The organism is Mesorhizobium sp. M0011, from assembly GCF_040324155.1.
GTDB lineage: Bacteria > Pseudomonadota > Alphaproteobacteria > Rhizobiales > Rhizobiaceae > Mesorhizobium.
Genome location: NZ_JAMYVQ010000033.1, coordinates 26,979 through 40,428, shown reverse-complemented (window position 1 = coordinate 40,428; position 13,450 = coordinate 26,979). Strand labels below are relative to the sequence as shown.

Sequence of the window (13,450 nt, the reverse complement as noted above, 5' to 3'; positions counted from 1 at the left end):
AACGCATGGGCAAACGGAAAGCCCACTTGCCAGACCAGCGCCCGGCCGGCGTGGCAAGTAGGCCGGCGGTTCCAAGCGGAGACATTGATGCCGGACTATGTCGTGCTTTGCATCGCATTAAGCTGCTGCGGGATATACGTAACGCCATCCCTAAAAACATCGAATGCGGCAGCGACAGCGCGAATCCCAAAGCGATGCTCCCGCCGTACGCGGACAAAGCCGTTTTCGAAGTCCACTATCCCGTCCTTGGCCAGCATGGCCAAGCGCTCAGCCGAATCGCGAAGATGGATCGGATCAGATCCGTGGGCGACACAGATTGCCGGCACGTCAGCCTCGAAATCGCACATTAATCGCTCGATAATTGCGGCTCGCACGCGGTCGTCGTCTGTGAGGCGATGGCCCTTCGATGTCGCCAGTCGGCCAGCTGCGATGTGCTGGATGTAGGACTCCCGTGTAACTTCGTTTTGAACGTATCCCTGGCCGATGCGGCCGATAGCCGACGCGCCGAAACCGATCAGGGTTCTGCAGGTATCGGCCGAGTAGCCCAACGAGTTACGTCGCAGGCGACCTGTTTCCTGTGCCAGCGCGAGCTCGTCGTCCGGCAAGGCGAAATGGTCGAGCCCGATCTGTCGGTAGCCGGCGGCAATCAGCGTCACGGCGACAGCCGCATACTGTTCAGCGCGGGCAGCGCTGTCGGGAAGAAATTCCGCCTTGATGAGGCGCTGCTTCTTTACTTGGGATGGGATGTGCGAGTAGCCGAACAAGGCAAGCCGGTCGGGGCGCATGGCGACCGCCGCCCTCACTGTTTCGACGCACGACTCCACCGTTTGACGCGGCAGGCCGTAGATGAGGTCGAAGTTGATGCGGCTTACTCCATGCCGGCGCAGCACTTCCACGGCAGCCGACGTCTGGGCCTCGCTCTGGATTCGGTTGATCGCTTTTTGAACAATGGGATCGAAGCTCTGTACGCCCAGGCTCGCGCGGTTCACGCCGGCCGCTCCCAAGCCTTCCGCCATCTCGGGCGTGAGCGTGCGTGGATCGATCTCGATGGCGACCGTAGCTGTTTTCGAGATGGCGAAGCGGCATCGCAGGAACTCCATCAGAGCGAGGAACTCGGCTGGTCCGATGAGAGACGGCGTTCCGCCGCCGAAATGTATGTCGCTCACGGGCAACGTCTTCGGCACTCGCACCGAAACCAGACGGATCTCGTCACGCAGCGCCGCCAGATAGTTGAGGATGGGCGCATCACGGCGGGTGATGGTGGTTGGGAAGCCGCAATACCAGCAGGCTGATCGGCAGAACGGAACGTGCAGATAGAGTGACACCGGATCATCAGCCGGCAGGTTCCTGAGCCATTCCTCATAAGCCTCGGCGCCGACCGCCCCAGAGAACTCCGACACAGCCGGATAGATAGTGTACCAAGGCAGCCGGGCCTCTCGAAATTTCGTGGTCTGCAACGGTCACCGTCCCATGCTGATAACATCCAACCTTACCGCTGCGCTCGCCTGCGTCTTTGCGCTATGTCAGTCCGTTCCGCTTTGGGCTCGAAATTTTTTAGCAATGGGCGCCGTTCAGTCTTGGCTGGACAGCGATGGTCTGAGCGCACTCGGTCAGCGTGGTGTTCCCGCCGCAACCCTCACGCGCACCGTTTTGTTCCACCGTACCTTCCCTTCATCTGCGCGTGGGAGATTCTTCTGAGCGCAGATGCCGCATCCGACGAGACTATACGGTGTTGGGACCAGACTTTGCTCGCCAGCTAGCGCCGCCCCATAGTGATCTCTGCCATCTCGATGAGCTCGTTGTGTGAATTGCTGGCAAGAAGCATTAGCTGTGGCGCGCCGCTTTCAGGACGAGAACCTGCTCGACGCGACCGTCAGGTCCGCCGCACTGCCAAGGCTAGCGCCTACTGATTCAGTGGTGCAAGGCTGCGGCGCGTGGTTATCGACCATCAGCTCGCCAAAGTGACGGCGTCGTACCGGGCGGTGGCCGCCGCGTGTGCCTCAACGGCGGGGCTCACAGCAAACAATGCCGTCGCCATTAAGCCAAACTGTCGCGAAGCGAACAGACGAGCCGTAGCCGAAAGATTTGCCGTTCCTGCTTGGGTGGATCCGCAAGGCAAAAAGAACGGAAGCGGGAACCAAGGTCCGCCCGCACATTTGAGCTTCAAGCCGCAGCTGGGTCGTCAGGATGGTACGTTATTTGCAGTAGTACCCTTTGTAAGGCCCACCGCGGAGGTGAAAAGGGGTGATTGTATAAAAATGTTGTATGACCGTCCGGGAGTGATAACTGCTTAATATATGTGACAACAAGTCTGAGTCACATTCTAAATTCTCCTGAGTATTAGCACGACAGGTGCAGCAACACTCCTAGAATTCAGCTTGATGCGCTATCAATCGTTTGCTTAGCAAAAATCATTTACCGGTCTCGATTCCTTTTACTATTTAGACGGAGATCAACAATGACCATTGGGAGCCTCCTCCTCGGCTCAACTGCGGCACTGATCGCCGCTTCCGACGCTCGCGCCGTGATCATCGTCCCCGAGCCTGATCCCACTGAGTACCTCAAGATCTGCGACGTCTACGGCTCCAGCTACGTCTATATTTCAGGCACCGAGACCTGCCTGCGCATCGGCGGCTATCTTAGCTACTACGTGGGCTTGGGCGATGTCGGATTGTTTTACCACGCAAGAACCTCAGATGTGAGGACTGGTGAGGATCAGGGTACATGGCAAAACAACACGCGCTTCACACTGAAAGCTTGGACCGGCCAGGAGACCGAACTCGGCACGTTGAAGACCTACACCGAAACCCGCGTGAATTTCGGTAACCGCCACACTTCGGTTTCGGACAGTTCTCGGTCCTATGCCTTCAACGGAGACAGCATCTTGACTTTCGCCTGGATTCAGCTTGGTGGCCTCCGAGTTGGTAAGGACTGGTCGGCCTTCGACATGTTTATTGGCGGCGCGGGTGACGTACTCAACCAGACGCCGGTTCCGTACGGCGCTTTGGATACCAATGTGGTCCAGTACTACTTCGACGCCGGGAACGGCTTTTCGGCCGTGGTTTCGCTCGAAGAAGGCTCAGGCGTGGTCGGCACAATCGACAACTACGCTCCGCACATAGTCGGCGGCTTGAAATACACACATGGCTGGGGAGCGATCACCGGCGTCTCTGGTTATGATAGCAACTACGAATCGGTGGCCGCCAAGGTCCGTGTCGACATCAATGTCACCAACGAACTGTTGCTGTTCGGAATGTTCGGCTACGGTTCCAATGGCAAGCTCAACGACGACCCCATGAACGCGATCGACGCTCATGGTCGCGGCTTCTATAAGATTTGGGGCGGGAACTGGGCTTTCTGGGCTGGCGCCGCTTACGAGCTCAACGAGACAACTTCGTTGAACCTTCAGCTCTCGGGTGATCAGCTCAAGAACTATGGTGTCGCTGCGAACGTCGCCTACGCGCTTCTTCCAGATTTCACAGTTACGGCTGAACTCGACTATGACCGCTACGGAGGCTCCGCCGTCGGAAAGGTGAAAGCTTCCGAAGTGAACTGGACCAATGCCAACAAGAAGAGCAGTGTCGGCGGTATCCTGCGTTTCGAACGCTCATTCTAATGCGATTCCCCTACATTCCGTTGATTGTGGATCCACGGCTCGGACGGCCGTCGTACGCGGCGACCGTCATGGAGCTCAGGTTTGACGCCGTGCTCCTGAACACGGCGATCCCGAGGGCGGCCGATCCGGTCGGCATGGCGCGTGCGTTCGGCAAAGCGGTCGATGCCGGTCGTGAAGCTTTCAGCTCGGGAATGCTCGAACCGCGCTACCCACCGACGATCGGCAGGGCCGTCTTCTCATGAAGTCGTGGACGTGCCGGCGGGATTGACCGGCTGGTGCCGCTCGGCGTGAGTCTGGTGCAGCTCCGGATAAAGGATATGGACGAGAAAGGACTGCAGACGGAAATCCGCTGCGCGAACGACGCCTGCGCGGTCCATGGTTGCCAAGTGAGCGTCAACGACTATTGGCGCACGGCAATCGAGGAAGGCTGCGACTCGTCCATCTTGGTCAAAAGGATTTGGCTGCCGCCGATGCTGACGATGAAATACGCCGGATTAAAGCTCGGCCTTTCGATCCACGATCACACCGAACTGCGCCAGTGGCCGAGCCGGAGTATGTGGCGCTCGGCCCAGTCTATTCAACTAGCCTCAAGAAGATGAATGGGCGTCGCAAGGGCTCGAGCGGATCAGCGAGTGGAAGCACCAGGTCGCGCCGATCCCATTGGTCTCCATCGGCGGCCTCAACCTGACCGGCTCGAAGGCGTTTTTCGAGGCTGGCGCCGAAAGCGCAGCCGTGGTCACCGACCTTGCGCTGAACGACGCCCCAGAAGCGCGCACGCGAGAATGGATCGAAAGACAGAACAATAGCGCTGGGGCGAGAACCGCATGTGCTCGTTGTTGTAGGGTCTGATTCCCGCGGTGGGGCTGGAATTGCCCGCGAGATCGAGACGATCGCTTGCCTTGACGTGCGCACCTGCCTTGCTGTCAGCGCGCTGACGGTGCAAACCCAGGAAGACGCCTTGGAAATCCAAGTTACGCAACCCGGTCTGGTGGCGGATCAGATGCGCGCTGCGCTTCAGGCTAACAGAGTGGCCGGCACCAAGGTTGGCATGCTCGCAACAGCTGAGATCATCGTCGCTGCGGTTGCCGCTGTGCTGCGCGAATATCGGGCGCATATCGACAGTCCAGATCCGGTGCTGGCTTCCACGTCAGGCGAGCGCTTCTTGAAGCAAGCGCCATCCCGCATCATGAAGTAGCATCTGATGCCGCTTGCCGTGTCGACACCCAATGTCATTGAACTGGCGCTGCTTGCCGGCTCACAGCTAGCGGCCAATGAGGTCGGCGCGCTTCAAGAAGGACCACAAGCCATCCCGTCTGCTGGACTACTCCTCCACCATTCGAGACACGGATGGTTCCTATCCAGACAATTGATTTTATCAATCTGCGACAATACCGCATAGCGGTGCCGGCGGAATGATCACCGGTAGCAAGACGAGCTGTTTTCAGTGGCCTGCAGGACGCGCACCGCGACCGAGGTACAAGCCAGCTCGTCTGCAGCCATGTTCGGATCGGCCCGCATCGGTGCGGGATTGCCGGCGGAACGCTCTATTCGTGCAGCTGTGACGGCAGTCATCTCACCGGGGCCATCCTGCCGATGGATGGCCGGCAGTCGGTGCAGCATGGGCTGACACTGTTCACGGAATGAAGCCGCTCGCGCTTCGGACGTTTGAAATGGAGGACATTAGCTTGGAACCGATCAGTCTCGACGAGCTTCTGGCCAGCGTCGGCAAGGAAGTCGGCGTGTCGCCGTGGCGGGTGGTCTCGCAGCGGATGATCGACCAGTTCGCCGAGTCCACCGATGACCACCAGTTCATCCACTGCGATCCGGAGCGCGCCAAGCGCGAGACGCCGTTCGGCGGCACCATCGCACATGGCTTCCTGTCGCTTTCGCTTTTGTCGGCGATGACTTTCGAGACCATGCGGCCGCTCGAAAACTGCAAGATGGGTGTCAACTATGGCTTCGAATCGCTGCGCTTCCTGGCGCCGGTGAAAACCGGATCGCGCATCCGCACCCGTTTCGTACTGGCCGACATCAAGGTCAGGCCGTCGGGCTGGGTGCAGACGGCGCTGGGCGTGACGATTGAGATCGAGGGCTCGAAAAAGCCGGCGCTGACCGCGCGCTGGTTGACGCTGACGCTGATCAAACGCCAGCCGGAGGCGGCCTGAATTGCTCAACGAGCGTCAGCAGAGACGATCTTCACGTGCCGGGGCGATGTAGGCGACCAGTGCGCACCGATCGGCAACGCGGCCACGGGGGTCGGCTAGATAGAGTGGCAGGAATGCCTAATCGGGGCTCCGTCTCGGAAGGGGCGTCGATGTATCGGAAGCGCTTCGGCTTTCGGCGCTGCATTCCTTCTTCACGAAGGTCCATGGAGAATTCCCGACCACGGGGTCGACAGATCGGCTTGTGATCGGAGTGGGCAGATCCTCCCCGACTGAATCTGCCAATAGAGTTATCGAGTCAACCGGGTCGAACTTGAGGTCGCGGGTGTCGCTGATCGGCTGCTCGTCGAGCTCGAGAGCTGCCAGCCAAAGGCAGAACACGGCGATGCCAAGAGCTCCGCAGTTGATGTGGACGCCCAGAGAGTACAGACCGACGAGTACCCGGCGGGCGAACTTGCTATTGGTAGCGCGCCAGACCAGTCGCGAGAAAGCCTCGATGAGAAGGCCCCCGAGCCGCACGCGGGATCGACTACAGTGGCGTTGGCGAGAGGCCTTCGAAGACAGATCGAGTGTAAGATGGACGAGCTCGACACGCGTATCGCGCAGTCCCTGCGATCGCGCCTTGTCCGCGGCGCTCGTGCGTGCGAACTGTTGGTAGATCGAGCTGACTAGATGAACCGGGATGGCATTGAAGCGGAACTGGAAGAGACGTCCCTGGCCGAACTAAGCAAGATCAATCCAGCCATCGCTAGAGGTAGGCGAACACGAGACGTTCGGACTCCGTGCCGCTGAAATCCTCAAATTAAATCGGCCGGACCGTTGGAGCTATCATCACCCGCTTGGCTTCCAGAGCTACGGAGCGGGTTGATTATCTGAACGTCCTCGAAGTCCTTTTCATTGTCGGTCACTACGACACACTCGTTGGCTTCAGCTATAGCGGCAATGATTGTGTCTAGGGCGCTCCGCGAACGGCCTCTGGCTTTGCCGTTGGCCATCAGCCGCGCCCACACGAGGCCAGCTTTCTCGTCGAACGATAGCACGCGGCCAGCGAACAGCGCTGGCGGGCCTTCGGAGCCCTCGAACCAAGTTTCAAGGCTGCTGCGCTTTTTCCCCTTCGGCTTCTCTAGGATGCCTCGGCGAATTTCGGCGACAGTAAGCGAAGCAATGAAGAGGTCTTCGTCCTTCTGCGCGCCCATCCAGGCCAGCAACGAGCCCGAAGGCTCCGGCTTTATGACGTTGCTGATGATATTGGTATGAAGAAGGTAGCGCGTCACAGGTCGATCTTGCGCCCCTCTTCGCGCGGCCGGCTGAGGTCGAGACTGGAGCCAACCAGAGGCGAGCGACGCAACGCGGCGAGAATGCTGCCCGCTTTCGGTGGCTCACCCGCCACCGCTTGCTGTATGGTCCGACGAAGCTGTCGGGCATCCGGCCCGCTCTCCGTTAATTTTCGGGCAAGAGTTCGCAGTAGATCGCGGTCTGCGTCGAACGCCTGGATCTCGAACCGCGCGATGCCGCGCTCAGCCAGGCGAGAGCGATAATTCTCGATCGCTCTCTTCTGTGCAGTGTTGCCCATCGCGTGCCTCCGTTCTCTATCCGGATACATAGCCATGGCTTCTTCGGAGCACAAGGTGCCCCGTCATCGGCCAGCACTGGCTCCTGCGCGACGCGCGTTAGTGATCACAAGAATTTCCATCTTGTCGAAGCACTGTGACTTGGCATCATTGTCGCGAAACGGAGTATTTCGCGTCAGGACAGGAACGCGATCATAGCGCGACCGAAACGTGCAACAGCCGAAAAGCTCGTCTGGTCGCCGGCGCGGCCCACGAATCGGCTGTGCCTGCGTCGCCGAAGCCCGATCGACGCTTCGTCAATCTGGTCCGGCTGCTGGCGCGACAGGCCGCACGGGATTTCGTTCAGGCCGAAACGGATAGCCAAACGCGAGACCGCGTCCCGGAGTAAGGGGCCGCCTCATGAAGGTCGCGCTTGGCGCTCGCTACTCAACTGACAATCACCGAGACGCCTCGATCGAGGATCAGTTGCAGCTCTGCTGCTTGCGTGCTGAAAAGCAAGGCTGGACAGTCGTCGACAGCAATACCCACCGCGCGATCTGCGGCGCGTCGCTGTTGCGTCCCGGCCTTCAGGAGCTGATCAGCGATGCGATGCAGGGCAAATTCCTGATCGTGCTCGCAGAGGCGATGGATCGCCTGACCATGACCGCTGCAAACCGGGAGCAGGCCAGGCTGGGCAAACGTTGCAACAGATCCTTCAAGGAAATTCATAGACTCTTAGCAACTCCGGCTCGCTGTGAATGGTAGGCTTATTGCAACGTCTGAGGTCAGTGGTTCCAAACCGTGGCCCCGCTTATCTTCGACTCGCCGAACTGCTTGCAATTTCGGCTAAAGGCAAGAAGAGCGCCCATTTGTCTGTTCGACACAGGATATCGACGGTCGTCACGGCCACCGAGATTTGTCCGGTCGTTGGACAACCTTCGAAATCTGCAGCTTCTGTGGAGAACGCGAAATGAGAAATGCGGCAGGACTTGGTCCTGAGCCATGATGACACTGGTTAGTCGCCTACGCATGGCAGCGCATCCAGACCGCCTTCGAATCCTGGGCCTTTGTGCGCATGCGGACCTAACTGTCTGCGAGCTAGCGGCGATTCTGGGCGTGTGTCGAGAGCGGGTTGCGCGACACGTCCGGCTGCTCGCCAGAGCCGACTTTCTTTGCTGCAACGAACAGCCTCCGTGGCGCTCGTACCATCTCAACGCAGGATCCAACGACGGCGGGCTGGTTCAATTATTGGTGGATCTCCTGCCCCATCGCGACGGCTATCATAAACAGGACCTGCAGCGGCTCGAAGCGGTACGAGACACGCGGCCGAAGGGGACCGCGTGCTTGATCGTGAAATAGGTCAATCCAATTGGAGCGCGAAGCTACCATGGACAACTCCGCAGACGGTGCGATCGCACAGCCCGACACCCACGGGCGGTCTTCCTTGGCCGCGGTTGATTGCCGCGTTCACGAGCTGCTTCTGAGACAGGAGCGGCAGGAGCGGACGACCCTCAAGCTCATCGCCTCAGAGAACTTTGCGTCCTCGGCCGTGCTGGAAGCGAACGGCTCGATTTTCACGAACAAGTACGCCGAGGGGTACCCCGGTGCGCGCTACTACGCTGGAAACGAGATCGTTGATGAGCTTGAGAATCTAGCCATTGAGCGCCTGAAATCACTATTTGGCAGCGAGCATGCCAACGTCCAGCCTTATTCCGGCTCGCCGGCCAACCAGGCTGTCTATCGTGCGCTTTTGAGTCCCGGTGACAAAGTCATGGGCTTGCCCCTTCCGGAAGGGGGCCATCTGACTCATGGTTGGGCCATCAACTTTTCCGGTACTGACTATCAACGCGTGCCCTATGGGTTGGATGAAACGACACAGCAGATTGACTATGACCGCTTGCGCGAGACAGCCAAGCGGGAACGGCCGCGGCTCATCTGGGTCGGCGGAACTGCTTACCCGCGTGTCTTTGACTACGCGGCAATGGCAGAAATCGCCCTGGAAGCGAACTCCTATCTCGTAGCCGACATTGCGCACATCAGCGGCCTGATTGCCGCGGGAGCGCACCCGAATCCCGTGGGCCATTGCGACGTGGTCAGCAGCACGTCCCACAAGTCGATCCGCGGTCCCCGCGGTGGCTTCATTTTGTCAAGGAACGAAGATCGCTATCAGGCGCTGTATCATACAAAGAGCAAATACAATCTCGCCAGACGAATAGACCGGGCGGTCTTCCCTCACCTGCAAGGCGGGCCCCACATGAATGCCATCGCTGCGCTAGCGGTTGCCTTGCACGAAGCCGCGAACCCGTCCTTCCGAAGCTACGGCCAACAGACGGTCAAGAACGCCAAGGCTCTGGCACATGCACTGCTTGAGCGAGGTCATGACCTGGTGACCGGGGGGACGGACAATCACATGCTGATCCTTGATCTTCGCAATCGGCCACTATCGGGCAAGGCCTATGCCGAGCGACTAGCAAAGGCAGGAATCATCACAAACTTTAATATGGTGCCTGGCGACCCGCGGCATCCGGCGGTCACAAGCGGAATTCGCCTGGGGGCGCCAGCAGTGACGTCAATGGGCATGCGCGATGTGGAAATGGTGCAAATTGCTGGCTTCATTGACTCCGTGCTCCAGCGGCCAGACGACGAAGATCTCCATGCCTGCGTGCGAAGAGACGTTGCCGACTTGTGCGCTGCGTTCGAGGTCCCGGGCATCTGCGACAAGTAAGGTCGGCCAAGCAAAATGCCCATACCACATCCAACACCCGAAGCGAGGTATTCATGGCTAGGCAGTTCGTGTTCTCTTCCGAATCGGTTGGCGCGGGGCACCCGGATAAGTTGGCCGACAACATCTCGGATGCCATCCTCGATGCCATCCTCCGCACAGATCCCAAGGCGCGCGTCGCCTGTGAAGCGTTGGTAAAATCAGGGATAGTCGTTCTGGCTGGCGAGATTACCAGCGATGCCCAGGTGGATTACAGCCAAGTTGCGCGCGATACGATTCTCGACATTGGGTACGACGACGAGGCCGTCGGCTTCGACGGCCGGCGTTGCTCCGTCGTCCATGCCCTCACCGAGCAGTCGCCCGACATCAGCCAAGGCGTTGACGAGGGAAGAGGGCAAGACCTCCAGCAGGGAGCGGGAGATCAGGGCCTCATGTTCGGCTACGCATGCCGCGAAACCGATACCCTGATGCCTTTGCCGATCCAGCTCGCTCATCGCTTGACGAAACGGCAGGCGTATGTCCGGAAGGCACAGCTTGGCTGGTTGCGTCCTGACATGAAATCCCAAGTCTCAGTGCGCTATGAGGGGTTGCGCCCGGTCGCCCTGGATACCATCGTCGTGTCGACGCAACATGACGAGCAGGTCTCGCAAGAGACTGTCCGCGAGGGCGTCATTGAGGAAATCATAAAGCCTGTCCTGCCGACCCACCTGGAGACGGAAGGCATCAGAATTCTGGTCAACCCGACGGGGCGGTTCGTAGTCGGCGGGCCGCGCGGCGACTGCGGTCTCACTGGACGCAAGATCATCGTCGATTCCTATGGCGGGATGGGTCGTCATGGCGGCGGCGCCTTCTCGGGCAAGGACCCGTCCAAGGTTGACCGCTCGGCTGCCTATGCGGCCCGCTATGTCGCAAAGAACATCGTCGCCAGCGGACTTGCGGACGTGTGCGAGGTGCAGCTTGCTTACGCAATCGGCGTGGCCAGTCCGGTTTCCGTCATGGTCAACACGTTCGGGACAGCCAGGGTTGAGGAAAGCAGGATCGAGCGCCTCATTCTTGAGTTGTTCGATCTGAGACCGAAAGGCATTATCAAGATGCTTGATCTCTTGCGCCCTATATACCGCAATACAGCCACCTATGGCCATTTTGGCCGTGAAGAGCCTGATTTCACCTGGGAGAAGACAGACAGGGCGGACGAATTGCGTCGCGAGGCAGGACTAGCCGCCCCGTGAAGCCGCCGGCGAGCGAATTGGCAAGCGGAAAGCCCAAGCGGAGACATTGATGCCGGATTATGACGTGCTTTGCATCGGCAATGCCATTGTCGACATCATTGCCCAGTGCGACGAGGAGTTCCTCGAGACCAACGGCATCATCAAGGGCGCGATGAATCTCATCGACACGCAGCGCGCCGAATTGCTCTACAGCCGCATGGGCCCGGCGATCGAAGCGTCCGGCGGGAGTGCCGGCAACACGGCGGCCGGCGTCGCCAGCTTCGGCGGCCGCGCCGCCTTCTTCGGCAAGGTCTCCAGCGATGCGTTGGGCGAAATCTACGCCCATGACATCCATGCGCAGGGCGTCGCCTTCGACACCAGGCCGCTCAAGGGCGAGCCGCCGACGGCGCGTTCGATGATCTTCGTCACCCCCGACGGCGAGCGCTCGATGAACACCTATCTCGGCGCCTGCGTCGAGCTTGGCCCTGAGGATGTCGAGGCCGACAAGGCGTCTGGCGCCAAGGTCACCTATTTCGAAGGCTATCTGTGGGACCCGCCGAGGGCCAAGGAAGCAATCCGGCAGACGGCGAAGCTGGCGCACGCGGCAGGCCGCGAAGTCTCCATGACACTGTCGGATTCGTTCTGCGTCGACCGCTACCGCGACGAATTCCTCGACCTGATGCGCTCGGGCACGGTCGACATCGTCTTTGCCAACAGCCACGAGATCAAGTCGCTCTACCAGACGTCGTCGTTCGACGAGGCGCTGGCGCAGATCCGCAAGGATTGCCGGATCGCCGCCGTGACCCGCTCGGAAAAAGGCTCGGTGATCGTGCGCGGCGACGAGACCGTGGTCATCAAGGCGACCGCCATCAAGGAACTGGTCGACACGACGGGCGCCGGCGATCTCTATGCCGCCGGCTTCCTGCATGGCTACACGCAAGGCCGCGACCTGCAGACCTGCGGCGACCTTGGCTCACTGGCGGCCGGATTGGTGATCCAGCAGATCGGCCCCAGGCCACGGCAGAATCTGCGCCGCGAGGCGGAACGGGCTGGGTTGCTGTAGATGCGCGGGCAACTAACCAGCCGCCCTACTGACGCGATCATCGCAGTGGCGGAACTGTGTCAAAGCTCGCTGATAGCGACAGCCATTCGCTTCGGAGAACTGACCGATTCTGCTGCCGTGAAGCTCGCTGGAAGAGCGGTGCAAGGCGGCTTGCCTTGACGGCATTCACCGTCATCGAGATCGCCACCGGCATTTTCCAGAAGCTCAGCTTGGGGAAAGCCAGTAAGGTTCCTGAGGTAACGGAGAACTCGCGGCGGCCGTCGGAGCACTTGACTTGCGATCACGTCCCACGATGCTGAATGCGGGCATACTGGTTCGCCATTGGTATGGGACCAGCGGAATTGGCAGCAGGGCTTCATCTTCGTCAATCTCGACGAGGCGCCGGATGTGGAGCCCGGCATTCGCGGATATCAGGAAGTGCTCGCCTGGCTGGTATTCACATCGCGGTCTGGCTTCCACAATTTTGGGATCGTCGAGGGCAACGAGGAAGGGATTCAAAAACGGGCCCTGACGGGCGGAAAGGGACTATCCCGCCCTCTCCGATCTCCGTGTCAAAACTCTTCGGCAGACGCAGGATCGCATCACGGGGCCCGGCAGCCTTGGCGGCAGCAACATAGTTTCAGTTCATTTCAACAGGTGCTGGCATCTACTGGGTGTATCTCTTATCCGAACAATCGACAATTACCGCAAGCACGGTCCGCTCGATCGCGTCGCCAGCTATTTTCGCGATAAGCCGGTTCCTGAGGGCGCCGAAGGCGAAACGCGACAATCGGTCGCCATTTGCTCTGACGCTCGTCAGATTCTCGTCAGCAGGGGGTGTGCCAATCTGGGAATGCCAGTTGCTCCATCATGGGGAAATATTCAACGGAGGCATGAAATGGACGCATTGAACAACGCCAACTCGCCGCGCCGGAACCTCACATGGCAAACTGGGGCTGTTCACGAACCAATCGCTTTTGAACAACCCCTGAGAGACTTGCCACAGGAGCGAGAACAACAAGCCGAAGTTGGCCCGTCCCGTCTGTTGTCTCAGCCGCAGACCAGCGCTTCAACACGGCGGCCCAGCAGCCACATAGGAGTCTTATCGCAATTTCCAACCGCGGTGCGACCGTCAATTCTGATCAGCCCA

The 13,450-nt window shown here is 59.7% G+C and carries 13 protein-coding genes and 1 pseudogene; 11 read left to right on the top strand and 3 right to left on the bottom strand.

The features are described 5' to 3' along the window. Nucleotides 1-95: 95 nt before the first annotated feature. Complete coding sequence (gene hemN, locus NKK51_RS27175) at nucleotides 96-1,457, bottom strand: oxygen-independent coproporphyrinogen III oxidase (protein WP_352555200.1); 1,362 nt, start codon at nucleotides 1,455-1,457, stop codon at nucleotides 96-98. Between the two features lie 1,001 nt (nucleotides 1,458-2,458). Here hemN and NKK51_RS27170 point away from each other — a divergent pair. The 6 genes and pseudogenes from NKK51_RS27170 (at nucleotide 2,459) to NKK51_RS27145 (ending at nucleotide 5,781) form a co-directional block, all read left to right on the top strand. Next, nucleotides 2,459-3,616: a porin gene (locus NKK51_RS27170; protein WP_352555198.1), complete on the top strand. Its 1,158-nt coding sequence runs from the start codon at nucleotides 2,459-2,461 to the stop codon at nucleotides 3,614-3,616. Between the two features lie 5 nt (nucleotides 3,617-3,621). Further along, nucleotides 3,622-3,858: pseudogene (locus NKK51_RS27165) on the top strand (thiazole synthase); the annotation flags it as partial. 75 nt (nucleotides 3,859-3,933) lie between these two features. After that, nucleotides 3,934-4,215, top strand: coding sequence for a beta/alpha barrel domain-containing protein (locus NKK51_RS27160; RefSeq protein ID WP_352555197.1), 282 nt, complete (start codon nucleotides 3,934-3,936; stop codon nucleotides 4,213-4,215). A gap of 25 nt (nucleotides 4,216-4,240) precedes the next feature. Further along, entirely contained in the window at nucleotides 4,241-4,465 is a 225-nt protein-coding gene (locus NKK51_RS27155) for a hypothetical protein (protein ID WP_502902016.1), read from the top strand. Next, nucleotides 4,443-4,811 carry a bifunctional hydroxymethylpyrimidine kinase/phosphomethylpyrimidine kinase gene (locus NKK51_RS27150; protein ID WP_245271027.1) on the top strand — a complete coding sequence of 123 codons (369 nt, stop codon included), beginning with the start codon at nucleotides 4,443-4,445 and terminating at the stop codon, nucleotides 4,809-4,811. The genes NKK51_RS27155 and NKK51_RS27150 overlap by 23 nt, the downstream gene beginning before the upstream one ends. A 475-nt stretch (nucleotides 4,812-5,286) precedes the next feature. After that, nucleotides 5,287-5,781, top strand: a complete 495-nt coding sequence (locus NKK51_RS27145) for a MaoC family dehydratase (protein WP_031246656.1) — start codon at nucleotides 5,287-5,289, stop codon at nucleotides 5,779-5,781. A 794-nt stretch (nucleotides 5,782-6,575) separates the two neighbouring features. On the opposite strand, the gene NKK51_RS27140 is transcribed toward NKK51_RS27145, so the two are convergent. After that, nucleotides 6,576-7,052 (bottom strand): type II toxin-antitoxin system VapC family toxin, encoded by a 477-nt coding sequence (locus tag NKK51_RS27140; protein WP_352555193.1) that lies wholly within the window; start codon nucleotides 7,050-7,052, stop codon nucleotides 6,576-6,578. Beyond that, nucleotides 7,049-7,351, bottom strand: coding sequence for a hypothetical protein (locus NKK51_RS27135; RefSeq protein WP_023737099.1), 303 nt, complete (start codon nucleotides 7,349-7,351; stop codon nucleotides 7,049-7,051). The genes NKK51_RS27140 and NKK51_RS27135 overlap by 4 nt, the downstream gene beginning before the upstream one ends. Nucleotides 7,352-7,748: 397 nt before the next feature. Here NKK51_RS27135 and NKK51_RS27130 point away from each other — a divergent pair, with 397 nt between their 5' ends. From NKK51_RS27130 to NKK51_RS27110, 5 genes are all read left to right on the top strand, one after another. Next, nucleotides 7,749-8,093: a recombinase family protein gene (locus NKK51_RS27130; RefSeq protein ID WP_023737101.1), complete on the top strand. Its 345-nt coding sequence runs from the start codon at nucleotides 7,749-7,751 to the stop codon at nucleotides 8,091-8,093. A 237-nt stretch (nucleotides 8,094-8,330) separates the two neighbouring features. Then, a complete protein-coding gene (locus NKK51_RS27125) occupies nucleotides 8,331-8,687 on the top strand; it encodes an ArsR/SmtB family transcription factor (RefSeq protein ID WP_352555190.1) in 357 nt (118 codons plus the stop codon). Nucleotides 8,688-8,715: 28 nt separating this feature from the next. After that, nucleotides 8,716-10,053: a serine hydroxymethyltransferase gene (glyA, locus tag NKK51_RS27120; protein WP_352555188.1), complete on the top strand. Its 1,338-nt coding sequence runs from the start codon at nucleotides 8,716-8,718 to the stop codon at nucleotides 10,051-10,053. A 53-nt stretch (nucleotides 10,054-10,106) separates the two neighbouring features. After that, a complete protein-coding gene (gene metK / locus NKK51_RS27115) occupies nucleotides 10,107-11,279 on the top strand; it encodes a methionine adenosyltransferase (protein ID WP_023812683.1) in 1,173 nt (390 codons plus the stop codon). Between the two features lie 49 nt (nucleotides 11,280-11,328). Further along, nucleotides 11,329-12,321 carry an adenosine kinase gene (locus NKK51_RS27110; protein ID WP_352555187.1) on the top strand — a complete coding sequence of 331 codons (993 nt, stop codon included), beginning with the start codon at nucleotides 11,329-11,331 and terminating at the stop codon, nucleotides 12,319-12,321. The last annotated feature ends 1,129 nt before the right edge of the window (nucleotides 12,322-13,450 follow it).

Bases quoted from the DNA above. Each gene is read 5' to 3' on its own strand.
- NKK51_RS27170 (WP_352555198.1), top strand. From the start codon at position 2,459: ATGACCATTGGGAGCCTCCTCCTCGGCTCAACTGCGGCACTGATCGCC.
- NKK51_RS27160 (WP_352555197.1), top strand. From the start codon at position 3,934: ATGGACGAGAAAGGACTGCAGACGGAAATCCGCTGCGCGAACGACGCC.
- NKK51_RS27145 (WP_031246656.1), top strand. From the start codon at position 5,287: ATGGAGGACATTAGCTTGGAACCGATCAGTCTCGACGAGCTTCTGGCC.
- NKK51_RS27135 (WP_023737099.1), bottom strand. From the start codon at position 7,351: ATGGGCAACACTGCACAGAAGAGAGCGATCGAGAATTATCGCTCTCGC.
- NKK51_RS27130 (WP_023737101.1), top strand. From the start codon at position 7,749: ATGAAGGTCGCGCTTGGCGCTCGCTACTCAACTGACAATCACCGAGAC.
- NKK51_RS27125 (WP_352555190.1), top strand. From the start codon at position 8,331: ATGATGACACTGGTTAGTCGCCTACGCATGGCAGCGCATCCAGACCGC.
- glyA (WP_352555188.1), top strand. From the start codon at position 8,716: ATGGACAACTCCGCAGACGGTGCGATCGCACAGCCCGACACCCACGGG.
- metK (WP_023812683.1), top strand. From the start codon at position 10,107: ATGGCTAGGCAGTTCGTGTTCTCTTCCGAATCGGTTGGCGCGGGGCAC.
- NKK51_RS27110 (WP_352555187.1), top strand. From the start codon at position 11,329: ATGCCGGATTATGACGTGCTTTGCATCGGCAATGCCATTGTCGACATC.